The following is a 24,452-nucleotide window of genomic DNA, read 5'->3' on the forward strand; positions in this document are numbered from 1 at the left end:
GCGAGGGTTTGATTATGAGTTATGGTGCTTTTGGATTAGTTGAAGTTATAGGAAGCAGCAATGCGATCCTTGTGATCGACCAGATGCTGAAGACTTCTGATGTTTCTTTTCTTACATGGCAGACCAAGTGTGGCGGACATGCCACTGTTTTCCTGACCGGTGATGTTTCTGCTGTTACTGCTGCTGTTGAGAGCGTGAAAGGTAATCCACCGTGTGAGATCGTGGCTTCTGCAGTGATTTCCAATCCGTCCGGGGAGACGATACGGTTGACCGAGGAAGAAGCTGCTAGGAATCATTTTATGTAGGTTGGTATAACGAACGTACGCAGGGAACCGCCCTGTGTTCCCTGCTGTTGTTGCGTTTTGGGTGGAGCGGCGTCGCGGACGCGGTATTTCACTTTTTCTGCATACGCCAGCCGGGGAGGGGATGTCTGGTGGGAATGACTCTGCAGGAGGGGTGCGCTTCTTAGGCGGCGGGAATCTGCGTTGTTTTTCAAATGCCCGCTGTCTGAGCGGCTTCAGGCGCGAGTTCGGGCATTTGGAAAACGTTTTTAGCAGATTTCCGGTGTCTTAGAAGCCAGCCCCCGACGAAGCCCATGACCACCAGACACCCACTCACCGGCGTCCGTCTGCTACATACCACATCCTCTCACATCCACATCTACCAGCTCTCTCCCGTCAATCACCTCAATAACTGCCGTATCTTCTCTGTGTCGCGTAATCACCCGCTTTCCCCCAACATCTCCGTCAAGCTCCAGCAACTCCCCATAATATCTCTTTGAAAAAACACATGGATTCCCCGTTTTCCCATTATGCTCCACACAGGCAATCCCTTTCTTTTCCTCCAAAAAGCACCGGATCAGCGTAAGAATCGTCTCACTTCGAAGCCAGGGCTGATCGGAAACTGTAAACAGACAGGCTTCGGCATCCCGGTTCGCCTTCAGGCCAATCTTCAGAGAAGAAGAAATCCCCTCATCCGGATGCAGATTATAAAGCACCCTTGCTCCGATTTCCCCGGCAGCTTCTGCAATCTCATCATATTGCGTAACCACCGTAATTCCACAATCCAGCCCCTGTCGTTCCAGAGTTTCCTTTACCTGCATAAGCTCTCCAAGAATATGACAATACATCGGATCCCCATCAATCAAAGCCAGAAGCTTATTACTCCCAAAACGTCTGCTGTTCCCCGCTGCCAGCATAACCAGTCCAAGCTTTTGTTTCATTTTCTTTCATCTCCACATAGCATTATTCCTACATTTCTAACGCTCCCACACACAACCTCCACACCAGCACTTCTGCAGTACTCCACGATCCGCTTCGCATTCTCCAGTGTCTCCAGCACATCCGCCTTATTAAGATACACCAGAAACGGCTTCTCCCCCACACCTTTTCGAAGCCCTTCCTCAGACACAGCAATCCTGGCCACATCCATCCAGGTCACAATATCCTCCGTACTTTTCCCGAGGAATTCCGCCACTGAATCCGGTCTGTGGGCAGTTTCGGAGATTTTTTTTCCAAGGCAGTCAAAACCAGTCACACCAACGACAACATCCGCCTCCTCAGGGATCACCGGCTCCCACTGGGCCGGAACCTTCAAAGGAAGACGCCTGGAACCGTCCGCCTCCACAAGCAGAAGATCACAAAAGCCGGACAGTTTCCGGAAGACTTCCCTGTCTGGACCGGAAATCTTCGGCTGTCCGGCCTCATGATGTGCCGCCATTACATAGCCATGTTGTGAAAGAAGCTGCCGGATCGCGCAGGCGTCCTCTGCCTCAGCAAATGGACGCCACGGCTCCCAGGCCATATGTGTAGTCGTTGTGACGATCACACGCTTTCCCTGGGCGGAAAACTTTTCTGCCAGATACCAGATCAGGCTTGTTTTTCCGCCGCCACCTGTAAATGCAGCGATCATGGGCGTACTCCTCTGGAAAGAAGCACTTCCAGGACACCGCCTGCAATACATCTTGCTTTGTCGGAAATGGTGAAGCAATTCTTTTTCTGCTCTGCACGGGGATCAATATCTGCAATCTTCATTCCCTCAAAAACCGGATACCCGTCACGGATCAGTCCGCGGATCACACCGGAGATGGTAGCTTTTACCGGAATATCTCCTATCATGGCGATCACCTGATCCTTCTCCACAAGGTCTGCAATGTGACTTATGTTTCTCATATTTCCGGCTGCTGGCGAATGGATTACACGCTCCTTGCCGATTCCTGCGATCAGCCCCGGCACACCAGTATTGGGAAGTGCACTTCCCTCCCGGATGATCCGTCCCAGATTGTGGCCACGCATGGTCTCGATCACATAGTCCACATCCTCCCCGGCTGTAAAACCAGGGCCAAGGCCCACAGTCAGCGGAGCCATAGACCGATCTGTGCCGAGATTCTTTTTCGCAAGGATGGCATCTACCACCGCTTCCGAGGCAAGTTCATGAATGTGCTGTCCATCTGCATCTGTGAGAAGCGGAATCTCTCCCACTTCCCAGCAAGACTCACATTGTGCCAGGATATCCGTTTCCTGAATACGCCTGCACACAACACCCTCAACCTCTGCACTGCCATCATAAACAGCCTCACAGAAAGCCACATGACGGCGGATCGCACTTGGGTGATCACATTCAAGGATCAGAACCCGGTAGCCGCACTGGTGTAATTTGTGGATCACGCCGGTGGCAAGATCACCACCACCGCGTACGATCACCATATGATTTCTCTTAATAGGTTCCATTTTCATATACCTGCTGTCCGTTTCCCGGCATTCCAGATGCCAGTGTATCATAGAGCTCTGCATCTGTAGCATCCTTATAAGGAGATACATAAAACAGCCCTACGATTCCGATGGTGATACCAGAGAGAATATCCCACGGAATAAAGGAAAGATCCAGAACAAAAGCTTTCCATTTATTTCCATACATCATCTCACGGCTTTTTGCAAAAGCTTCTTTTCGGTCCATATCCGGATATTCTGCCATAAGATACGGAACCATTTTGTATTCATAGGATTTCACGATTCCCGGGATAATAAACAGCAATGACCACAAAAATACAAAAAGATCACGGAAGAACATGGTTTTTACTACATTTCCATAGTTTCCGGAAGTGAAAGAGCTGAAGATCTTTCCGATTCCAGGTGTAGAATACAGGTTCTCAACATAAAAGCTTCTTGCACCAACCTCGAGCACATTTCCGATAAAGAAATGAAGGATCACACCGATCAGTGCGACCGTGATAATTGCACTGGCTCCTACCAAAGCAATGATCACTGCAAGCGGAGAATGCATAAATTTAACCATCTGTCCGTAAAAAGAGCTTCCTGTGCCGTAGGCATCTGTATACAGGCTGGTTTCAGAACTTACGGAATCTGCACCGCTCTGTGCTGCACCTTTTCCACCGGATGTCACCACGATCGCCAGGATCAGGCTGACTACAACTGCTGCCCAGTAGTTCTTGCGGAATGCTTCCTTGGCACGCCATTTCAGATCTTTTCTTGTCCAGTTATTATTGTTCATTTTTACCCCTCCCTGTACGCCTCACAGACCTTAAGTTCCCGGCGGCCTTTCTGCCAGTCTGACGGATCAACCGTAACCTGATAACCACCGCCGTTTTTTACATGCCATTCATAAAATGTTCTCTGTCTGTCTCCATACTCTTCCATAATATTCATGATCGTTCCGCCGTGGATCACAAGTGCTGCGGTGTTTACTTCTTCCCGTATGCACTGTGCCACAGCCTTCTGAAATCCCTTAAGGCTCCTTCGTTTGAAGTTCTCCCGGCTCTCTCCGCCCGGAAACGGAAGTGTTCCGTTGCTGTCGATCCATTTCTGGTAATTTTCATTTCCGGAAAGCTCCTTATAATTCTTGTTCTCGAATTCTCCGAAATCGCACTCCGAAAGCTCTTCGATAATGTGCATTTCTTTTTCAGGAAAAAGAATTCCGGCCGTCTCCACGCATCGGAGAAGCGGGCTTACATACAAGGCATCCGGCATGGGATAATCCAGTTTCTCAAGAAAATCTCTTCCCTCTTCACTTAAAGACTCATCCGTCGTCCCGATATAGCGGGAAAGTTTGTTTCCCGGTGTCTGTCCATGACGGATCAGATAGATTTTAAGCATCCTTTATCACCGTCCCGATTCCACATACCACTCTTGTTACCTTGCTGCTTTTTTCTGCAAGTGCCGTACACACGCGGCCTACAGCTTCCCGGTACTTCCGTTCGAAGGCATCTGCAGGAACGATCCCATATCCGACTTCCTCGCTGACCAGGATCACGTTGGAATTTTTTTCTGCAAGCTTATCAGCAAGATCAGAAAGCTCTTCTCCGTTCTGCAATACTTTTCTTATGTATTCATGAAATCTCAGAACGCCCTGTGCCGAAAAAAGTTCTTCTCCTGTGAGCTCGCCGCCTTTTTTCCATTTTATCTCAGGAAAAAGCTTTTTTGCATAATTTTCTTTTCCCTGGTAAGCACCACCTATGATCATCTCCATGTTTCTCCCCCCCTTTTCGTCTTTTTTATTACAGAAATACACCGGCGATTGCCAGCACCAGAGCCATCACAACCTCGCAGATGCACAGGAAAAATCCGGACAGATCTCCGGTCGTGCCGCCGAAATATTTCATCGCCATATGGTGATACCACCAGAATACGACTACAGCTGTCACAATAGCCAGTGCTCCCTGGATCGGATCAATATGTACCATTAGAAATCCTACGAGCACAATTTCCACGTACAGGATCTCTCTTGATATAACATCGGAAGCATTCCTTGAAAACTCTGCCACAGTTCCGTCAGCTTTTGCTTTCGGAAATGAGATCACGCCGATTCCGGAGCAGCATCTGGACATCACAAAGCCCAGACTCATAATCGCGATTCCCTTCGGATTCGTAAGAAGCTGATTCCACGCACCCAGCCATAAGATAAAATAGACGCAGGCTGTAATAACTGCAAAAGCTCCTGCGTGGGAATCCTTAAGGATCTCAAGTCTGCGCTCCCTTTCCTGCCAGGAACTTAAAGCATCTGATGTATCCAGAAGTCCGTCCACATGAATTCCGCCTGTGACAAATACCGGAATCACCGTAAGGATCACGGTAAGAAAAAACGGCTCCAGCTTTACATGTGCTCCGAGAACGCATCCCGCAAGCCATGTCAGCACACCGATCACAGCTCCCACAAATGGAAAGAAGCACATCATATATTTCATATTTTCTTTATTCCAGTCTACCATTGGTGTGGGAATCTTGGAAAACATGGCAAATGCGGCTTTACAGCTGTTCCATATACTTTTCACTTTTCCTCTCCTCCTTTATGCCAGACCGGTATCCCGTATACGACCTCCACAACACGGTCTGCCATTTCTGCCAGGTTACAGTTGATCTGTCCCAGCTGTTCTTTATATTTTTCGGATTCTCCTTCATAGAGAACTCCGTCGGAAAAAATCTCATTGGTGACGATCACCACATGCTCTGCCTGATCAAGAAGATTTTTTACGCCAAGGATAATCTCCTCTGCCACCTCCGGATGAAACCCATCTTCCCGGAACATTTCGTTCGCTACCAGGTTTGACATACATTCCAGCAGCACCACACTGCCTTTTGGAAGCACCAGCTCATCCAGAGCCGTGTATCGCTCCACTGTCTCGAAGCCTTTTCCTGCGCGCATGTGCCTGTGTCTGCGGATTCGCCTGTGACTCTCCTCGTCAAAGGCCTGCATGGTCGCAATATAGATCCGCCTCGCTTCCCCGAAGGAAAGTACTGTTTCTTCAGCGAAAGCAGATTTCCCGCTTCCGCTGCCCCCCGTTACAACAACCAGCATTTTATTTCAGCTCCTCATACTGTTCTACATTGATATCCCCAAAAGTACTCATGGAATTATAAACCGCGCAGGAAAGATCAATCAACGGGAACAAAGCTACTGCGCCGGTTCCCTCACCCAGACACATACCTGCATGAATAATTGCTTCTTTTCCCAGCTCTTTCAGTATCAGATGAGCTGCCGGTTCTTTTGACACATGAGATGCAATAATATAAGCACGCACCTGTGGGCAGATCTTCACAGCTACAAGCGCTGCCACACAGGAAATGAAGCCATCCATGACTACCGGCATTCCAAGCGCAGCGCCGCCAATATAAACACCTGCCATTCCTGCAATATCGAAACCGCCAACCTTTGTCAGCACATCAATGACATCAGAACGGTCCGGATTGTTCAGGGCAATAGCTTTTTTGATGGCATTGATTTTCCTTACCAGACCTTCACCGGTAAGTCCCGCACCGCGCCCCGTCATATCTTCCACAGGTTTGCCAAGAAGTACCGCTGCCACCGCGCTGCTGGTCGTAGTATTTCCGATTCCCATTTCACCGGTAGCAAGCACCTGGTAGCCTTTGTCTTTCAATTCCTGCGCCATGGCGATTCCGGCCTCAATACCTTTGATTGCCTGCTCTCTTGTCATAGCCGGTTCCTTGGTCATATTTTTTGTTCCATAGGCAACCTTAAGATCTGTGCGGACCTTTGTGTCAACGACCATTCCCACATCCACCGGAAAAAGCTCTGCACCGGACTGACGGCACATAACACAACAGGTCGTGGCACCGTCCAAAAAATTCTCCGCAACAATCGCAGTAACCTCCTGCCCTGTCTGGGTCACGCCTTCTTCCACAACTCCGTTGTCCGCACACATGGCAACTACTGCCTTTTTTTCCACGCGGACATCCGGTGTGCCTGTGATACCGGCGATCTGTGTCAGCATGGTCTCAAGCGCGCCAAGAGAATGGAGAGGTTTAGCGATACTGTCCCACCTTTTTTTCGCCCCGTCCATGGCCTTCTCATCAAGTGGCCGGACTTTTTTTACCGCCTCATTTAAAGTCATCATTTGCTACCTCCTGTCTTTTTACCTGTAGTAAAAATTAAAAATTTACTAAATATATAATTCAGCGCCAGCACAATAAACTGGGTGCAGAATTTCGCGATCATATCGTTCAGTCCCATAGCAACCGCCAGAAGCCACACACCCCCGACCTCGATCACCATGGTCACAAGACGGGCGCTCACGAATTTGAGAAACGGCTGTATATGGTCTTTAAGTGTTTCACATTTATCATGAAAAACAAATTTCGAGTTTACCACATAGGCAAACAAGATCGCCAGGATAATGGAGATCACGTTCGCCGTCATAAGCGGGACACCTACAAGTCTCATCACATAAAAGCTCACCAGATTCACAAGAGTCGTACAACCGCCCCAGAATACATACCGGATCACATCATTTCCGTATAGTTTCAGAATCAGTTTCTTCATTATTTTTATCTCCTCCGTGTATGATCTTCGACACGATATAACGTGGACGCCGCTTCACTTCCTCATAGATCCTGGCAATATAATAGCCGATGATCCCAAGACTCATCATCACCGCGCTTCCAATAAACAGAAGCACGATCAGAAGCGTGGTATAACCTTCTACTGCATGTCCTGTGAAATACCGCACCAGTGAATAAACCAGAAGGACCAGTGAGCAGCAAAAACATCCCACAGCTCCTGCTGTTACAAACTGCAGGGGAATTGTTGTAAACGCCACGATATTCCGAAAAGCATAACAGATCAGCTTTCTGGTTGACCATTTGGATTCCCCGGCTTCTCTCTCCTGTACCTGAAAGGGTACGGAAATGCTTCGAAAGCCTACCCAGGAAGCTGCTGCCCGGAAAAACATGCTCCGCTCTGGCATGGAGAGAACGCTTTCCACAGCCTTCCGGTCCAGCAGCTTGAAATCCGAAGCATTCTGCATATCAAAACCTGTTGCCCGGGACATGATCCGGTAGAAAAAGCCTGCGCTCTTCTGATGCATCACGCTTTCTTTTCCCCGGCTTGTCTTCACGCCCTCCACAACCTCATAGCCCTGCTCCCACAGATGAAACATCTCCACCAGAGTTTCCGGTGGATGCTGCAGATCACAGTCCATCACAGCTATCGCATCTCCGGATGCCTGAGCAAGTCCCGCCATAATTGCAGCTTCTTTTCCAAAATTTCTGGAAAAATGTACACCATTCACATTGGGATCCTCCTTCGAAGCTTCCCGAATCCGGTTCCAGGTTCCATCCGAAGAACCATCATCCACCAGAACAAGCTCATACCCGATTCCTGCCAGGCTCAGAACAGCCTTTAATGTCCGGCAGGCCTTTATCACCATCAGCTCTTCATTATATGCTGGCAGAACTACTGATAATCGGCTCATCTTTTCAGCTTTCTCCCTTCTTTTCGTCTTTTCGTATGCCTGTTATATGCCACGATCAGAAGAAAAACTGCCAATCCTGCCACGGTCAGCGTCATCCCTGAGCGAATATATGGTGTACGGTACGTAAGCACGATGCTGTGCTTTCCTTTTTTCAGTTCAAGGCCCATATACATGCTGTTAGCCTGAACAAGCTCTGTTTTCTCGCCGTCCACATAAGCAGTAAATCCCTCACTGTATGGAATTGCAAATACCAAAATTTTATCCGAAGTTGTCTGAATATCTCCTGTGATCCGGTTTGTTCCTGTCTTAACATTCTGAAGACTTTCGTTTCCAAGTTGTTCCGTCTGTTTTTCTACGGAATCCATCGGCTGACACACCACATAGAGATCATCAAAGGTATATTCTCCAGGAGTGGAAAAAGTAAGTTTCATGGTTCCGGCATTGTAATTCTTATATCCCATATTCAGAAGGAAATTATGACGGCCGCTGTAACCATTATATTTATCTGTAAAAATACGGATTGTCTTGTCAACAGAGCCCAGAGAAACATCCATGGATGCCTCTTTGCTCTCTTTCCAGTAACGCCAGTTATCGTCCTCATAAAGAATGGTGTTCTTCTCATATTTTGTGAGGGAAGCCCATTTTTTATCACTGATCTGCTCCCGCGGGGAGTAGGCATCAAAATCCAGATTTTCTGCGATCAGATAAACCTCTGTCCCTGGCTCACCTTTATATCCGATAGTTGCCGTGGCATTGGCTTTCGTTACAATGATTTTTCCATCCTTGATCTTACAGCCTTTATCTGCTTCCAGTGTAAAATTTACTTTCTGGTTATCAAACGTAAGCTCTGTCTCCGGAAGACTGCTGTCCTCCACAACTGCGCCCTGGAGCAGTGCCTGCTGCTTCTCCGTTACGGAAAGCTTCTCATATTTTTCTCTTGGGATCCAGGAATCATAAGTATATCCCAGTGGCAGGGAATTCGTATTCTCATAAATCTTGTATTTCTTCGAAGAATCGGCTTCGCTGTCATAACCATACGGAAGATAAGCATATCCGTTCTTTTTGATGGCAAAATATTTCACAGAAGCCAACCGGTCCAGAATGGTCCTTCCGTCCAGACTACTGTAATGGTAATCCCATGGAGTATTCACATACATCTCATCAAAAAAACGACTGATATTTCCGTTGGCTACACTGAAATAATAAGATGTACTGTTCGTGCCAATGTACATGGCCGAGTTTACATATGAACCTGTTTTGTACTGATCATAGCGGGTCGTTTCCGAATCCTCAAGGGATCTTATCTCCTTATCCGGACCGGATTCAAGAGCTTTCAGCGCCTCATCCTTTTCTTCAAACTCTGACAAATAATCCTTCTCATAGGAGTACTGATAAGATACGTTCAAAAGGATGCTGGCGATCAGTACTGTGACGATCATTCCGCAGAGATATTTTCCCTGAACAAAAATATTTCCATAAGAAACCACAGTGAACACAGCCAGAGTCAGCATCATCACAGCCATGATATTTCGCTGCGTACGCGCCGCATTGGCAAACAATGCCAGCACACAGTACACCAGAAGCATAATAAATATGCGTCTTTTTTCCCGGATCTGAAGTGTGAACAGTTCCGGATACGCCTGCACAAGAATGTAGGCAATCAGCATTCCATATGCCCAGATCCACCGGTTGGATACGTAAGAAAAACCGTTCAGCACATGGCCTGCAAACGGAATCAGAAGAAACAGATTCATCATCACGAAGCCCAGCTTCAGTGCTGTATATTTCTTTTTTTTGGAAAAGATCACAAACACGCCTGCCATGGCAACTGCGGAGAATCCAGCAACGCCCCACTGGATCATATTTTCGCCGATCAGGCAGCCGAGATATTTTTCGTAGTAAACGTGGTCATACAAAAGTGGTACATAATTCTCCGCCTGAAAACGTTCTGTTCCAAACAGAGTCATGATCACCGGCAGGAAAATCGTAGCAGCGATCATCAGTGCCACAAGATAATAGCCTGCAAATTTCAGAAACCACTGAAATACATCTTTTACAGAACGCTTTTCAAATATTCCGAAATAGCGGAATGCGGCGTACAGCACCATAAAGACACTGATCATGTAAAAGAAATAAAAATTTGACATTGCCGCAATGGCCGAAGCCCAGATAAAAAGATATGGCTTTTCTTTTTTGTATACTTTTTCAATGCCCATGAGCACCAGCGGCAGGTAGATCATCGGATTGGAAAAATAGGGATGTTTCATAGACGCATAGATCGTCCATCCTGCAAAAATATAAACAAGGCTTCCGAGAAAAGTTGCCTGCTTCGGATTTTTGCGGTAAAAGCAGTAAATACTGAACGTGATCCCCGCAAGATAAATACGCAGAAAGATCAGGATCTCATACAGAATCTCCGTATATTTCTGCGGTACAAAAACGGAAAATAAAGTCAGCGGATCACCGATCACGTAATAATGAAGCGTTGTAAGAATATCGGAACCATATCCGATATGCATATCCCACATGGGAACAGAAAGTTTATGATCAATCAAAAGTGTTTTCAGGACATTTCGCAGATATCTGCCATAGTATGCCAGCGCATTAATATGCTGCGGCACTCCATCATGGCTCCAGATCAGCGATTTTCCATTGAAATAAAAACAGCCGTAAATAAACAGCGAGATCGCTGCAAAGACAAGGGTATACAGAATATAAAAATCTGCTTTTTTCTCTTTCCGGGATTTCTCCTTCGAAAAAAATATTCTCATGTTGTATCTCTCCTGTATAAGAAAAAAGACCTGCGGTGCGCTAAACACCGCAGGCCTCTCACCTAATGCTTAATCAGCAAGCACACTGTGTAAACAGTAACTATTGATCAGTAATTAGTCCTCTTTCTTATCTGCTCCGTAAAGAGTGATAAGTTTCTGCAGATACTCATATCTAGCCTGAGCCTCAGACTCGTTCTTAGCGAACAGTCTTGCGGCTTTCTCAGGATTCTGACGCTGCAGAGAGTTGTAACGAACCTCTCCGTTCAGGAAGTCCATATAGTTCTCCATATCCGGAGTCTTGGAATCAAGGCTGAACTTGTTCTCAGCAGCCGGATTGAATCTGAAGTTGTGCCAGTATCCGCACTTAACTGCCAGTTCTTCCTCTGTCTGAGCTTTGCTCATACCTTTCTTGATACCATGGTTGATACATGGAGCATAAGCGATGATCAGGGATGGTCCCGGATATGCCTCTGCCTCTGCAATAGCTTTTACAGTCTGGTTGAAGTCAGCACCCATGGAGATCTGTGCTACATATACATAGCCATAGCTCATTGCGATAGATGCCATATCTTTCTTCTTAGTCTCTTTTCCGCCTGCTGCGAACTGAGCGATCGCACCTGTCGGTGTAGACTTGGAAGACTGTCCGCCTGTATTGGAGTAAACCTCTGTATCGAATACCATAACGTTGATGTCGCGTCCGCTTGCAAGAACATGGTCAACACCACCGAATCCGATATCGTAAGCCCATCCGTCACCACCGAAGATCCACTGGGATTTCTTGGAGAGGAAGTCTTTCTGTGCAAGGATCTCGTTAGCCTTGTCACATCCGCAAGCCTCAAGAGCTGCAACGAGTTTCTCTGTAGCTGCACCGTTTGTTGCGCCTACAGCGTAAGTATCCAGCCATTCCTGACCAGCTGCCTTAACATCCTCGTTTGTTCCGTTAGCTACAAGGTCTTCGATCTTCTCTTTCAGACCGCCACGGATCGCACGCTGTGCAAGAAGCATACCATAACCGAACTCTGCGTTATCCTCGAACAGAGAGTTTGACCATGCAGGTCCCTGTCCCTTAGCGTTTGTTGTGTATGGTGTAGATGGTGAAGAGTTACCCCAGATAGAGGAACATCCTGTAGCATTTGCAATGTACATTCTGTCACCAAAGAGCTGTGTGATCAGCTTAGCGTATGGTGTCTCACCACAACCTGCACAAGCGCCGGAGAACTCAAGGAGCGGCTGTTTGAACTGGCTGCCTTTTACAGTTGTCTCTTTATATTTAGCGATAACGTCTTCCTTCTGAGGAAGTGTTACACCGTAATCGAAGTATTTCTGCTCTTCTGCGTTAGCTTCAAGTGGAGCCATCTCAAGAGCTTTGTTGCCTTTCTTTCCTGGGCAGACATTCGCACAGGAACCACATCCTGTACAGTCAAGAGCTGATACAGTCATTGTGAATGTATAGTCTTTCATTCCTGTAAGTGGAAGTGTCTTGATTCCCTCTGGTGCGTTAGCTGTCTCATCTGCTGTCATTGCAACCGGACGGATTGCAGCATGCGGGCAGACATATGCACAGCGGTTACACTGGATACAGTTGTCCGGAACCCATACAGGAACATTAACTGCGATACCACGTTTCTCATATGCAGCTGTTCCGGATGGTGTTGTACCATCTACATAATCCTTGAATGCAGATACCGGGAGGCTGTTACCTTCCTGAGCATTGATCTTGCACTGGATGTTGTTTACGAAGTCCTGAGCTTCCTGAGCACCGTGGGATGCGTGAGACATGAAGAGTCCCTCGTCCTCAGCGTTCTTCCAGCTCTCCGGAACCTGAACCTCTACGACCTGCTTAGCGCCGGCATCAATAGCTGCCCAGTTCTTCTTAACAACGTCATCACCCTTACGTCCGTAAGTAGCTTTAGCAGCTGCCTTCATAAGCTCGATAGCCTGCTCCTCAGGAATGATTCCTGTAAGTTTGAAGAATGCGGACTGAAGGATTGTGTTGATACGTGTCGGTCCCATGCCAGTCTCAATACCGATCTTAACACCGTCGATGGTGTAGAATTTGATATTGTGGTTAGCGATGAATGCTTTAACCTGTCCCGGAAGATGCTTCTCGAGTCCTTCCATATCCCATGCACAGTTCAGAAGGAATGTACCTCCGTCAACAAGCTCCTGTACCATGTTATATTTGTTAACATAGGACGGATTATGACATGCAACGAAGTTAGCCTTGTGGATCAGGTATGTGGATTTGATCGGTTTCTTACCGAAACGAAGGTGAGACATTGTAACACCGCCGGACTTCTTGGAGTCATAATCGAAGTAAGCCTGAGCGTACATGTCTGTGTTGTCACCGATGATCTTGATGGAGTTCTTGTTAGCACCTACAGTACCATCAGCTCCAAGTCCCCAGAACTTGCAGTTTGTTGTTCCCTCTGGTGTTGTAACAAGTGGTGCACCTGTCTCAAGAGAAAGGTTTGTAACATCATCAACGATACCGATTGTAAATTTCTCTTTCTCAGTGTTCTCGTATACTGCTACGATCTGTGCAGGTGTTGTATCTTTGGAACCAAGTCCGTAACGTCCTGTAAAGATCTTAACATCACTGAACTTGCTGTCACGAAGAGCTGCAACAACATCAAGATACAGAGGCTCGCCAAGTGCTCCTGGCTCTTTTGTTCTGTCAAGAACAGAGATCTGCTTAACTGTATCCGGAATTGCATCGATAAGAGCCTGTGCACAGAATGGTCTGTAAAGACGAACTTTAACAACACCGACTTTCTTGCCAGCTGCCATAAGGTAATCGATTGTCTCCTCGATTGTATCGTTTACGGAACCCATAGCTACGATGATGTGCTCAGCGTCAGCAGCTCCGTAGTAGTTGAACAGTTTGTAGTCTGTTCCGATCTTCTCGTTAACCTTGTCCATATACTCCTGAACAACTGCTGGAAGAGCGTCATAATATGGGTTACATGCCTCTCTTGCCTGGAAGAAGATATCCGGGTTCTGAGCAGAACCTCTCTGACATGGATGATTCGGGTTCAGAGCACGGTTACGGAACTCTGCGATAGCATCCATATCTGCCATATCTTTCAGATCTTCATAATCCCAGGTCTCAATCTTCTGGATCTCGTGGGATGTACGGAATCCATCGAAGAAGTTGATGAACGGAACTTTTCCTTTGATTGCTGCAAGATGAGCAACCGGTGTAAGGTCCATAACCTCCTGTACGGAAGACTCGCAAAGCATTGCGCATCCAGTCTGACGACAGGCCATAACGTCGGAATGATCTCCGAAGATACAAAGTGCATGGGAAGCAAGTGCACGGGCAGATACGTTGATAACACCCGGAAGCTGCTCGCCAGCAATCTTGTAAAGATTCGGGATCATAAGCAGAAGACCCTGGGAAGCTGTATAAGTTGTAGTCAGGGCACCTGCTGCCAGAGAACCGTGAACAGCACCTGCTGCACCAGCCTCAGACTGCATCTCTGTAACCTGTACTTCCTGTCCAAAGATGTTCTTTCTTCCCTGAGTTGCCCACTCGTCTGTTGCCTCAGCCATTACAGATGAAGGGGTAATCGGGTAAATAGCAGCTACATCAGAAAAAGCGTATGATGCATGAGCGGCTGCATGGTTACCATCCATGGTTTTCATCTTTCTTGCCATTTTTTAATTCCTCCTTAAAGGTTTGTTAAAAATATATTTTTAGACTTGCGGAAGCCTAAAATTCCATTGGTTATTATATCATACATTCCCAGCAATGTCCATTTTCTTTCATCTATTTTTGTACATTATCAGAAACAAACGTTGTTATCTTTTTGACAAATCAAAAAAGAGCCCTCCGGAAAAATTACTGTCCGGATAAGCTCTTTTTCACTCATATGTCTGTATCTCTCCTGCTCAGTCTGCCCTGACTTATAATCAATCACTCGGCATCCTTTCCAAAAAGATCCTGCATGGATTTTCGCCGGAGCATTGTCCATAATTCATCCTGAATATTCTTCAGCTCATCATGGGCATGACAGGGAACACCATTCTGTCCGTTTCTGACACATTCACATCTGCCATTCAGGCATTCAATAATCGACATATCGGAATCGATCGCCGTATATATATCATATAACGTCAGCTCCGCCGGGTCTTTCTTCAGAGCATAACCGCCATGAACTCCCCGGTATCCCTGAACGATCCCTGCGTTCTGAAGCTTTTTCAGTATCTTGTAGGCAAAAGGTGCTGTGATTGCTTCCCTCCCGCAGATATCACTGACACTCAAACGTGTCTCTCCCATTAGTGCGCGGACAACCCGCATCGCATAATCGCTTTCTCTGGTGATAAACATCTCTGACCTCTCTTCTGTTCAACTAAGCTGCTAAATTATGATGATCTCCTGTTTTTATCATCACATACGTCAGTATAACGCATTTTTTTCAATAATAAAAGGTTATTATTTTCCTGTATTTCATGATAATCTCCCTGTTTTTACTTTATTTAATGTAAAAAGCAAAAATACAGCTTGCAAATTTTCCAGTTTACGGTACAATAAAGGACGATTATGTAATTGAAGCGATATTGATTATTTTGAAAAAAGAGGTATGATATGATTTCAGCAAACAACATCACACTGCGCGTTGGTAAAAAAGCGCTGTTTGAAGACGTTAACATCAAATTTACAGAAGGTAACTGTTATGGATTGATCGGCGCCAACGGCGCAGGTAAATCTACATTCCTCAAGATTCTTTCCGGACAGCTCGAGCCGACCAAGGGCGATATCGTGATCACACCTGGCCAGAGGCTTTCTTTCCTGCAGCAGGATCACTTCAAGTATGATGCTTACCCGGTACTGGATACTGTTATCATGGGTAATGCCCGCCTTTACGAGATCATGAAAGAAAAAGAAGCCATCTATGCAAAAGAGGATTTCACAGACGAGGACGGAATCCGCGCCAGCGAGCTTGAGGGTGAATTTGCAGAGATGAACGGATGGGAAGCAGAATCCGATGCTGCTACTCTTCTCAATGGTCTTGGTGTTGACACAGAGTTCCACTACACACAGATGGCTGATCTGACCGGTAGTATGAAAGTCAAAGTTCTTCTTGCACAGGCACTTTTCGGAAACCCGGATATCCTTCTTCTTGATGAGCCGACCAACCATCTGGATCTTCCGGCGATCGAATGGCTGGAAGAATTCCTGATCAACTTTGACAATACAGTCATCGTGGTATCCCATGACCGTTATTTCCTGAACAAGGTCTGCACACATACCGCTGATATCGACTATGGTAAAATCCAGCTTTATGCCGGAAACTATGATTTCTGGTTCGAGTCCAGCCAGCTTCTTATCAAACAGATGAAAGAAGCAAACAAAAAGAAAGAGGAGAAGATTAAAGAACTTCAGGAGTTCATCTCCCGATTCAGCGCCAATGCTTCCAAATCCAAGCAGGCAACTTCCCGTAAACGTGCCCTGGAGAAAATCCAGCTCGACGACATGCGTCCGTCCAGCCGTAAATACCCATACATCGATTTCCGCCCGAACCGTGAGATCGGAAACGAGGTACTTATGGTCGAGAATCTTTCCAAGACCATTGATGGCGTTAAGGTTCTTGATAACATCTCTTTCACCCTCGGCCGCGAAGACAAAGTTGCTTTTGTAGGTGCCAACGAGCAGGCGATTACAACTTTCTTCAAGATCCTTACAGGTGAGATGGAGCCGGATGAAGGTAACTATAAATGGGGTGTTACCACTTCCCAGGCATATTTCCCGAAGGACAACACACATGAGTTCGACAATGACCTTACGATCACAGACTGGCTGACACAGTACTCTGAGATCAAAGATGCGACCTATGTTCGTGGATTCCTTGGACGTATGCTCTTCCCTGGTGAAGATGGTGTGAAACGTGTCCGCGTTCTTTCCGGTGGCGAAAAAGTTCGCTGTCTTCTTTCCAAGATGATGATCTCCGGCGCCAACATCCTGATCCTGGATGAGCCGACCAACCATCTGGATATGGAATCCATCACAGCACTGAACAACGGACTGATCAAGTTCCCGGGCGTGATCCTTTTCACTTCCCACGACCATCAGTTCGTACAGACAACAGCCAACCGTATCATGGAGATTCTTCCAAACGGCAGACTTGTTGATAAGATCACAACCTACGACGAGTATCTTGCCAGCGATGAGATGGCTAAGAAACGTCATGTATTCCAGGTTAACGAGGAGGATGCACAGGACAACTAAGAAACAGTCCTTAATCTTTTCCCTGTTACATTAAGAATATTAAAAGCCCTGCTATCTGCAAGGGAACATTCCCGGGAGTCATATCCCGGGGGGATGTTACCTTACAGCCGGCAGGGCTTTTTCTTTTCGATCAGTGCGATCTGATATTCACACTCCGTTTTTGATGTTTATCTGATTCGGGTCAATTACGCCATAGTGATCGGTGCAAGCTTGCCTCCTGTCACATCCAGAAGATCTTTCAACGGAACCTTCAGTGTCAGTCCTACTCTTCCTCCACTTACGTAAATCTCATCGAAATTTTCCGCAGACTGATCAAAAACTACCGGATAATTCTTTTTCATTCCAAGAGGACTGCAGCCACCACGAATGTAACCGGTGATCTTTGTAAGATCCTTGACATGAATCATATCTACCGTCTTCTCTCCCACAGCCTTCGCTGCTGCCTTACGGTCTACTTCTTTCTCGATCGGCACCACAAATACATAATAACCGCCGCTTTTCCCCTCCATAACAAGGGTCTTGAAAGACTGGTCATGTGGCGCTCCCGTAATATCCGCGCAGTGGATACCGTCTATGAACTCGCCACAGTCATATGTGATTGCCTCGTATTTTACTTTTTTCCGGTCCAGCATTCTCATTGCATTTGTTTTAGCTTCTTTTCCCATTTCTGTCACTCCTCAGGTATTCTTTTAATCGTCTTCCCATTCATCGTAGTCATCCAGCTCAAAGTCTGCCATATTTTCAATATCCAGCCGACGTTTTCTCTGCTGATCTTCTTCAAAATTTTCATATGTATCCATATCCGATATATATTCGCTATCATATTCAACATCCTTCGAAACATCCCGGGAGTCGCGAATATCATAATCATCGGGATCTTCATATCTTGATCGCCTGAATGAGCCTGTACTTATATTCTTTCTTTCTGAATAGCCTTTATCGGAATATCTGCTACGGCTTCGATCCCGATTATCAGAACTCTTCAGATCACGACCGCCGGTTCTGCTCCTGTCAGAAGAACCCCTGGTTTTTTTACGGCTCTCGGAAAAACTGTTTCGGACATTAATACCTGTGTTGCTCTTTCTGTCACTACCTTTATGTCTGTTTTCAGAAGAATTTCTGCGTTCTGTATAACGCCTTTCTCTTTCTGATTCTTCACGCAAACGAGAGTTCTTTCTATCGCTTTCATCGTTCCTGCGATATGAACGATTGTCATTTCTCCTTTTCTCATCATCACGTCCTGAACGTTTTTCAGAAGAAACATTCTGTCTGTCACGGTTATCATAAGATGTATTATCAGACACTGTGTTCCTCTTTTTCGTGCAGTTATCACTTTTCTCCTCAGGTTTTTCTTCATCCTCATCGTCATCATCGCGTTCCCTGTTGATTGCAAACTGAATCGCAATTCCAAGAATTGCAATTCCAGCAGCTATTCCCACACCATACGGAAACTGTGCAAGCCCGCCAAGCTGTGCCAGAGAAACCCCTGCCAATATGCCGCCAAGAACACTGGTACCAATGATAATCACACCTTTTGCATAGCGCATTGCCAGAATCCCAAGTCCCACACCAATCAGAAGGCACAGAAAAAAAGTAAAAGAACTTGTCGGATGCACCAGATAAATACTCAACGAAACTCCGATACCAAATCCCAGTACAAAAATTCCGGCTCTGTAAATCAGAAATGAAACAATAGCCAGAACAACGCCCAGTCCCGCCATAGCACCAATGATCATTTTCCAATCATTAACACCAGACAGATAAGTCACTCCAAATCCGGTGCAAGCACCGATAAGAAATCCAAAAAGCATCATCCAGAATCGCAGGATACGATATCCAAGAATACAGTTCAGAAGACCAAAAACGCAAATCACTCCATAAATAGCCATCATAAATCGATTAATCTGTTCCATACCTCCTACCCGCTGCAGAATGTCAAATACTCTTGACAACATATCCATACTCATATTATTTCTCCTTTCCTTCCATGATCAGCTCTCGGCCAACTTTAATCAGCTGTTCCTGCTGCTCTCAGAAAATAAAATATATCGTATAAAAATCATCCAGTACACCATAGTGGTATTCCACCTGTGTAAGCCCATTTAATTTCATATAATACTGTGCCACATTCTGAACCTCACCACTATCCAGCCATTCCTGACACGCTGCGTCAAACGCTTCCTGATTACTGAATTTAAAACGTACTACCGCCGCCTGATTATCCAGACGCATTTTACAATAATCATAAATTGTCTGCCAGTCATAAATATCAAAACAGCCCTGGTTCAAAACATAAAAATTCAGGTCTTCCGCTGTACATTTCGGAACGTTCAGTTCTGTAGATGGTGTATACATTTTCTCATATTCTTTCGGAAACGGGCAGAGATAATCATAAATAATCGTTTTATGCTCTTCCAATTGTGAAGCATTTCCATTCAGAAAATCCGGTTGATCACCATTAGTTGCATCTACATAATAATACGATTCTCCTATTTTTACAATATTCCAGGCATGTCCCTCTGTACTTTCTCTTGTACTTCCGTCTACATAAATACAGGGAATCGAAAGTTTTTCCAAAAGATATTGAACAGCTCCCGCATACCCCGCACAGACAGCTGATTTCTTCCAGAAAACTCCGGCTATATTCTGATCATCTTCTCCGGTCTCATATCTGGTATTATCAATCACATAGGTATATACTATACGAACTTTTTCATAATCAGAAGAGCCCTCAGGAATCCGTTTTTCAACTTCCTGATAACTTTCTTCCATGGCAGTTTTTATTTCTTCAATCTCACTTTTTGAATAAGTATATCCTGGTGTAAACAGGCAATAATTCCGATCAGAATATGTAGTTTTGTAAATTTTTTTGCGATTATGCACCCAAAATACTTCCGGATGATCTTTCAAAACAGCATGATAAGTCCGGTCAATACTATCATCATCAGCAAGCGTCAGATAAAACTGTTCTTTTCTGTCGCGAATTCCTTTCAAAATTTCTCTGTAAACCCGCTGTTCGTCTTTGGAAAGTTGCTTGAAATAGTATTCCTGATGTTCCTCATCTGTCTGCGCCACATCCATATTTCTTAAGTCCCGAACTTCCTGTGGTTCTTCTTCCCAGAGTTCTTTAGCTGCAGACCATATTTTATTCAGCGTTCCTGCCTGAATATAGCAAGGCTGCCATAAAATAAATGTCGATATTATCATTGCTGCTAAACAACAAAAAAATCTTTTTTCCATTTAAATTCCTTTTACTCTGTAAATATTGTAAGAAAGGACAGTCTCCCGCAGGAGACTGCCCTTTCTTCAGTCGCTGTCTCTTAATTTTCCAGTTCCAGTGTTTCTACGTCATCAAATGTATCCACTGTATCTTCGATATCTTCCTGATCAAGTGTCAGAGTTTCAACAATCTCTTCCTCTTCTTCATCCTGCAATGCTGTATTCTTAAAATCAGCAAGAATATCACTATTATCAGCCGAATCTCCGGATGCCAGCACTTCTTTTAACGCACTGGATTTTACTACATCTGTAAGTGCTGTTTCTGTCGTCTCACTTATGGTATCTTCATCAGCTACTTCTTCAACGGTTTCATCACTGTAGAAAGACGGCTGTCTAATATAACGGAAACTCGCACTGTAAGCTTCTCCTACAGTTACTCCATTTTTACTGGAAGAACAATGTACCGCAATCCAATCTCCTGAATCTGTCTTACCACACAGAATACCAACATGATTGTCGCTTCCTGCTTCCGGTCCTCTCTGGAATACAAGATCTCCAGGTTTAGCATCTGCCTCACTGACCACATTAGCCTTTTCCCACTGATCAGAGGTTCCATCACCAACAACAGACTGCATGCCCGGATCCTGGTAACCATTAATCACTGCCCAAGTTACGAATCCACTGCAATCCAAGCCGTATGCCCGCAATGTACCAGAGCTTTTACTTCCCTCTGCTGTAACCTTCTCAACAGCTCCCCAGCTCGGGTCACTGCCGATAGCATTGGATTTACCACCCCAAAAATATCCAACTTTACCAACCAGAGAATATGCAGCTGTAATTACATCTACTCGATCTTCTGAAACATTATCTCCAACGCTTTCTCTTACAAATCCTTTGGACGCTGTAACAACCGCACAAAGTAATTCGCAGTCTGTCTCAACATATTTCTTAAGAATCGTTCGATCTGCTTTTGAAATATTATTCTTCTTGATGTAATAATTGATCTTAAGATTTCCATAGGACACTTTAGTAATATCCTGTTTATCTCTCACGATTGGATTCATTTCTGCGAATATCTTCGCAAGTTCAGTTTTACTGGACGCATCCATATTAAATGATGACACTCCATTCTGACTCTGCCGGTATACATATACCGCCAGAATATCCTGCCAGTTACGCACCAGAATAGTATCATCTGTAAGTTTGTTACTTTCTTTATATTCCTGCTCAATCTGATCCATCACAGATGCAAAATCGTCAGAAAATGTAAGATTGTAATTATTTTTCAGGCTGTCCAGATAAAATTCTTTTCCTGCATGAAGATTAGATACCATATTTGTCAAATATACAGGACTTCCTATCTGTGTCGCAGTAGCATTATTTCCTTTATTTTCTTTTTCAGAATCCTTATTAGTATCTTCAGACTTCTTTATATCTTTTTTAGTATCACCAGCAATTGCTGCCAGTTTTTCTTCCGCTGATACAAGGACAGAATAATTCGTAACCTTGGCTTTATCTGAATCTGACAATGCTTCATATGCTGCACGAGCTTCCTGAATCTGCGTTTTTGTCTGCACGGTAATACTCTCCGGCAGTGCATTAATCTTATTAATAACATCCTGCACCGTTTCAGAACTATCCGGTGTCTCAGTCGGCTTCGGTGTTGCTGTCGGTTCCGGTGTCGCGGTTGGTTCCGGCGTCGCGGTCGGTTCTGGTGTCGGTGTTTCTATTGGCTCCGGTGTTGCTGTCGGCTCCGGTTCCGGTGTTTCTATTGGCTCTGGCGCTGCGGTCGGCTCTGGTTCCGGTGTTTCTATTGGCTCCGGTTCCGGTGTTTCAGTCGGTTCCGATGGCATCGTTTCGCCACTGTCATCACTGACAACAGTCCCTGTTTCCTCTGAAGCCATAACCCCAGCGGGTGATGTCAGTACCATAGCTGATAACGTCGTGATGCATAAAAACTTATTCAGGTACTTGTTCTTCATATTTAATAAGATGCTCCCTTCTTTCCTTGAACATCCCTTTACTTCCCCTATAATAAAGGTCTGCCTTAAACCATATTAGATAACTTAAAGTTTTACTTTGCTTATTTTATCATAGGAATTTTATGAAATCAACCGTTCTGGCAGTATAACCTCTCCAATTTATTTATTTTTCACTTTTTATTCACATTTTTGCAAAAATCTTTTCCAAATATAAAAACACAAAAACTGCAGTGCCTACACACTGCAGTCTCTGCCGTATACTGTTTTCAGGCCACAATGACCGGCTGACCTTCCATATGAAACTGTCTTCTGACACAGAGCTGGAAAATTCCCTGTACTACCTGATAGCATACCCGCAGGATAAAACGGATATCATCTGCAATACATCTCGGACTCTCCAGGTAATATGCGTGACGCTCACGGATATATTCCACAAGTTCCTCAAAGCTGTCGAACTGCTTCGCTTCTTCCAGCTGACTGTCTGCGTTGCCGCTTAAGATACACTCTTTCAGGCGGTTCTTCAGTTCAGCCTCGTAGGAATTATGTTCTGCAAGATTTCCTTTGTATGTTCTGTTATGAGGAAAAGTAAAATAATCAGCCATATAATGCATGACTTCACCGAACCTGCGCCAGTAAACTCTGGCATTGTCCACTTCCGGATTCCGTTCAACCAGTTCTCTCATCTTACTCTGAAGCTGATTGAAAGTTCCATAGAACTCGTGTCTTGTAGTAAGAAACGACGGTTTCAGATCCGGCATGATGTTACCCAAGCAAAACGCTTTTCTGTGCTGCTGAAGACTATACACCTCAGACATCTGGTCAGCCAGGTATCTGCCTAACAGTATATGTGATTTTTTACGCAATTGTTTCCCTCTTCCTTCTTTCCTGATCCAGATCATGACCGGCTACAACAGTAAAATGGCTCCGCCCGGTCACTCGCTGAAATCCATAAAGTATTCGTTTGTCGGAACCAACTTTACTATAGCACCATTTTTCAAAATAGGCAAATAAAGTTTGTGTGAAAAATGTGATTTTTCAAAGAAAGAACGGGGCATATTTTCTACAGTTCCTTAAAATCCGGTGTCCCGTACAGGTCGAACGGGGTTGACTGATAAACGTAATAATTCAGCCAGTTTGTATAAAGGTTGTTCGCATGTGCTCGCCATGTGAGCAGTGGCTTGTTGTTTGGATCATCGTTCTCGTAGTAGTTCTTCGGAATCTCAATCGGAAGACCCTTGGCAAGGTCGCGCTTGTACTCTCCGTCCAGGGTCACACGGTCGTATTCCGGATGTCCCATAACGAAGATCTTGCGGCCGCCCTCTGCCATGGCAAGGAAAAGACCTGCTTCCTCACTCTCCGCCAGAATGGTCAGATCTTTGCAGGCACGGATATCTTCGATCGGAACCTCTGTATGTCTGGAATGCGGGGCAAGAAATACATCATCAAAGCCACGTACAAGCGGGATCTTGCGGTTCAGGACCTTATGCCAGAAAAGACCGAACATTTTTTTGTCCAGAGGCTTTTTCTCCAGGCCATAGAAGTGGTACAGGCTGGCCTGCGCCGCCCAGCAGAGAAAGATCGTGGAGGTCACATGCTTCTCAGTCCAGTTCATGATCTCCGTCAGCTCCTCCCAGTAGTCTACCTCCTCAAAAGGCATCTGCTCCACCGGCGCTCCTGTAATGATCATTCCATCGAATTTACGTTTCTTAACATCTGAAAAAGTCTCATAGAATTTATTCAGATGACTGAGAGATGTGTTTTTTGCCTCGTGGCTTTCCACAGCCATAAAAGTCACATCCACCTGCAGCGGTGTATTGGAAAGAGAGCGCAGAAGCTGCAGCTCTGTCTCTTCTTTCAGCGGCATCAGATTCAGGATTAGAATCTGAATCGGACGGATGTCCTGATGCATGGCACGCTTCTCATCCATCACAAATATATTTTCTCTTTCAAGGATCTCCTTTACCGGAAGATCTCCCTGTGTTTTGATCGGCATTGTTAGCCCTCCTTTATGTATAAGGTGAATC

Annotated in this window: 22 protein-coding genes; 2 read left to right on the forward strand and 20 right to left on the reverse strand. The window is 45.5% G+C overall.

The genetic code is table 11. From position 1 onward, the window contains the following. Nucleotides 1–14 precede the first annotated feature (14 nt). Nucleotides 15–305 carry a BMC domain-containing protein gene (locus tag WMO28_RS00100; protein ID WP_349055902.1) on the forward strand — a complete coding sequence of 97 codons (291 nt, stop codon included), beginning with the start codon at nt 15–17 and terminating at the stop codon, nt 303–305. A gap of 326 nt (nt 306–631) precedes the next feature. Here WMO28_RS00100 and WMO28_RS00105 read toward each other — a convergent pair whose 3' ends face one another. The 14 genes from WMO28_RS00105 to WMO28_RS00170 all read right to left on the reverse strand — a co-directional run bounded on the left by WMO28_RS00105 (nt 632) and on the right by WMO28_RS00170 (nt 15,328). Beyond that, nucleotides 632–1,222 carry a nucleotidyltransferase family protein gene (locus WMO28_RS00105; protein ID WP_349055703.1) on the reverse strand — a complete coding sequence of 197 codons (591 nt, stop codon included), beginning with the start codon at nt 1,220–1,222 and terminating at the stop codon, nt 632–634. Further along, nucleotides 1,219–1,911 carry a selenium cofactor biosynthesis protein YqeC gene (gene yqeC, locus WMO28_RS00110; protein WP_349055704.1) on the reverse strand — a complete coding sequence of 231 codons (693 nt, stop codon included), beginning with the start codon at nt 1,909–1,911 and terminating at the stop codon, nt 1,219–1,221. The genes WMO28_RS00105 and yqeC overlap by 4 nt, the downstream gene beginning before the upstream one ends. Further along, nucleotides 1,908–2,729 (reverse strand): selenium-dependent molybdenum cofactor biosynthesis protein YqeB, encoded by an 822-nt coding sequence (gene yqeB / locus WMO28_RS00115; protein ID WP_178645407.1) that lies wholly within the window; start codon nt 2,727–2,729, stop codon nt 1,908–1,910. Before yqeB ends, yqeC begins: the two co-directional genes overlap by 4 nt. Next, nucleotides 2,716–3,510 carry a DUF975 family protein gene (locus WMO28_RS00120; protein ID WP_349055705.1) on the reverse strand — a complete coding sequence of 265 codons (795 nt, stop codon included), beginning with the start codon at nt 3,508–3,510 and terminating at the stop codon, nt 2,716–2,718. Before WMO28_RS00120 ends, yqeB begins: the two co-directional genes overlap by 14 nt. A gap of 2 nt (nt 3,511–3,512) precedes the next feature. Further along, entirely contained in the window at nt 3,513–4,112 is a 600-nt protein-coding gene (locus WMO28_RS00125; protein WP_349055706.1) for a histidine phosphatase family protein, read from the reverse strand. Continuing rightward, the gene (locus WMO28_RS00130) at nt 4,105–4,485 is read right to left on the reverse strand and encodes a bifunctional adenosylcobinamide kinase/adenosylcobinamide-phosphate guanylyltransferase (protein WP_349055707.1); all 381 of its coding nucleotides are present in this window, start codon (nt 4,483–4,485) and stop codon (nt 4,105–4,107) included. The genes WMO28_RS00125 and WMO28_RS00130 overlap by 8 nt, the downstream gene beginning before the upstream one ends. A gap of 28 nt (nt 4,486–4,513) precedes the next feature. Further along, entirely contained in the window at nt 4,514–5,287 is a 774-nt protein-coding gene (gene cobS, locus WMO28_RS00135) for an adenosylcobinamide-GDP ribazoletransferase (protein WP_178645403.1), read from the reverse strand. Next, the gene (locus WMO28_RS00140) at nt 5,284–5,811 is read right to left on the reverse strand and encodes a bifunctional adenosylcobinamide kinase/adenosylcobinamide-phosphate guanylyltransferase (RefSeq protein WP_178645402.1); all 528 of its coding nucleotides are present in this window, start codon (nt 5,809–5,811) and stop codon (nt 5,284–5,286) included. The genes cobS and WMO28_RS00140 overlap by 4 nt, the downstream gene beginning before the upstream one ends. Before the next feature lies 1 nt (nt 5,812). Continuing rightward, on the reverse strand, nt 5,813–6,865 hold the full coding sequence (cobT, locus tag WMO28_RS00145) for a nicotinate-nucleotide--dimethylbenzimidazole phosphoribosyltransferase (protein WP_349055903.1): 1,053 nt from the start codon (nt 6,863–6,865) through the stop codon (nt 5,813–5,815). Beyond that, the gene (locus WMO28_RS00150; RefSeq protein WP_178645401.1) at nt 6,865–7,293 is read right to left on the reverse strand and encodes a GtrA family protein; all 429 of its coding nucleotides are present in this window, start codon (nt 7,291–7,293) and stop codon (nt 6,865–6,867) included. The genes cobT and WMO28_RS00150 overlap by 1 nt, the downstream gene beginning before the upstream one ends. Next, nucleotides 7,259–8,224, reverse strand: a complete 966-nt coding sequence (locus tag WMO28_RS00155) for a glycosyltransferase family 2 protein (RefSeq protein ID WP_349055708.1) — start codon at nt 8,222–8,224, stop codon at nt 7,259–7,261. Before WMO28_RS00155 ends, WMO28_RS00150 begins: the two co-directional genes overlap by 35 nt. Then, a complete protein-coding gene (locus WMO28_RS00160) occupies nt 8,221–10,995 on the reverse strand; it encodes a YfhO family protein (RefSeq protein ID WP_349055709.1) in 2,775 nt (924 codons plus the stop codon). The genes WMO28_RS00155 and WMO28_RS00160 overlap by 4 nt, the downstream gene beginning before the upstream one ends. Nucleotides 10,996–11,109: 114 nt before the next feature. Further along, the gene (gene nifJ, locus WMO28_RS00165; protein WP_349055710.1) at nt 11,110–14,655 is read right to left on the reverse strand and encodes a pyruvate:ferredoxin (flavodoxin) oxidoreductase; all 3,546 of its coding nucleotides are present in this window, start codon (nt 14,653–14,655) and stop codon (nt 11,110–11,112) included. Nucleotides 14,656–14,914: 259 nt separating this feature from the next. Continuing rightward, nucleotides 14,915–15,328 (reverse strand): Rrf2 family transcriptional regulator, encoded by a 414-nt coding sequence (locus WMO28_RS00170; RefSeq protein ID WP_178645340.1) that lies wholly within the window; start codon nt 15,326–15,328, stop codon nt 14,915–14,917. Between the two features lie 258 nt (nt 15,329–15,586). Between WMO28_RS00170 and WMO28_RS00175 the strand changes: the two genes are divergently transcribed. After that, on the forward strand, nt 15,587–17,227 hold the full coding sequence (locus WMO28_RS00175) for an ABC-F family ATP-binding cassette domain-containing protein (RefSeq protein WP_349055711.1): 1,641 nt from the start codon (nt 15,587–15,589) through the stop codon (nt 17,225–17,227). A gap of 185 nt (nt 17,228–17,412) precedes the next feature. Here WMO28_RS00175 and ybaK read toward each other — a convergent pair whose 3' ends face one another. The 6 genes from ybaK to metA all read right to left on the reverse strand — a co-directional run bounded on the left by ybaK (nt 17,413) and on the right by metA (nt 24,421). Further along, nucleotides 17,413–17,892 carry a Cys-tRNA(Pro) deacylase gene (gene ybaK, locus WMO28_RS00180; RefSeq protein WP_349055712.1) on the reverse strand — a complete coding sequence of 160 codons (480 nt, stop codon included), beginning with the start codon at nt 17,890–17,892 and terminating at the stop codon, nt 17,413–17,415. 24 nt (nt 17,893–17,916) lie between these two features. Then, nucleotides 17,917–19,194, reverse strand: coding sequence for a hypothetical protein (locus WMO28_RS00185; RefSeq protein WP_349055713.1), 1,278 nt, complete (start codon nt 19,192–19,194; stop codon nt 17,917–17,919). Between the two features lie 64 nt (nt 19,195–19,258). After that, nucleotides 19,259–20,467, reverse strand: a complete 1,209-nt coding sequence (locus WMO28_RS00190; protein WP_349055714.1) for a transglutaminase domain-containing protein — start codon at nt 20,465–20,467, stop codon at nt 19,259–19,261. 80 nt (nt 20,468–20,547) lie between these two features. Then, a complete protein-coding gene (locus WMO28_RS00195) occupies nt 20,548–22,428 on the reverse strand; it encodes a C40 family peptidase (RefSeq protein ID WP_349055715.1) in 1,881 nt (626 codons plus the stop codon). A gap of 266 nt (nt 22,429–22,694) precedes the next feature. Next, nucleotides 22,695–23,291, reverse strand: a complete 597-nt coding sequence (locus WMO28_RS00200) for a zinc dependent phospholipase C family protein (protein ID WP_178641291.1) — start codon at nt 23,289–23,291, stop codon at nt 22,695–22,697. Between the two features lie 197 nt (nt 23,292–23,488). Beyond that, complete coding sequence (gene metA / locus WMO28_RS00205; protein WP_349055716.1) at nt 23,489–24,421, reverse strand: homoserine O-acetyltransferase MetA; 933 nt, start codon at nt 24,419–24,421, stop codon at nt 23,489–23,491. Between the last annotated feature and the right edge of the window lie 31 nt (nt 24,422–24,452).

Source organism: Blautia aquisgranensis, assembly GCF_040096615.1.
GTDB classification, from domain to species: domain Bacteria; phylum Bacillota; class Clostridia; order Lachnospirales; family Lachnospiraceae; genus Blautia_A; species Blautia_A aquisgranensis.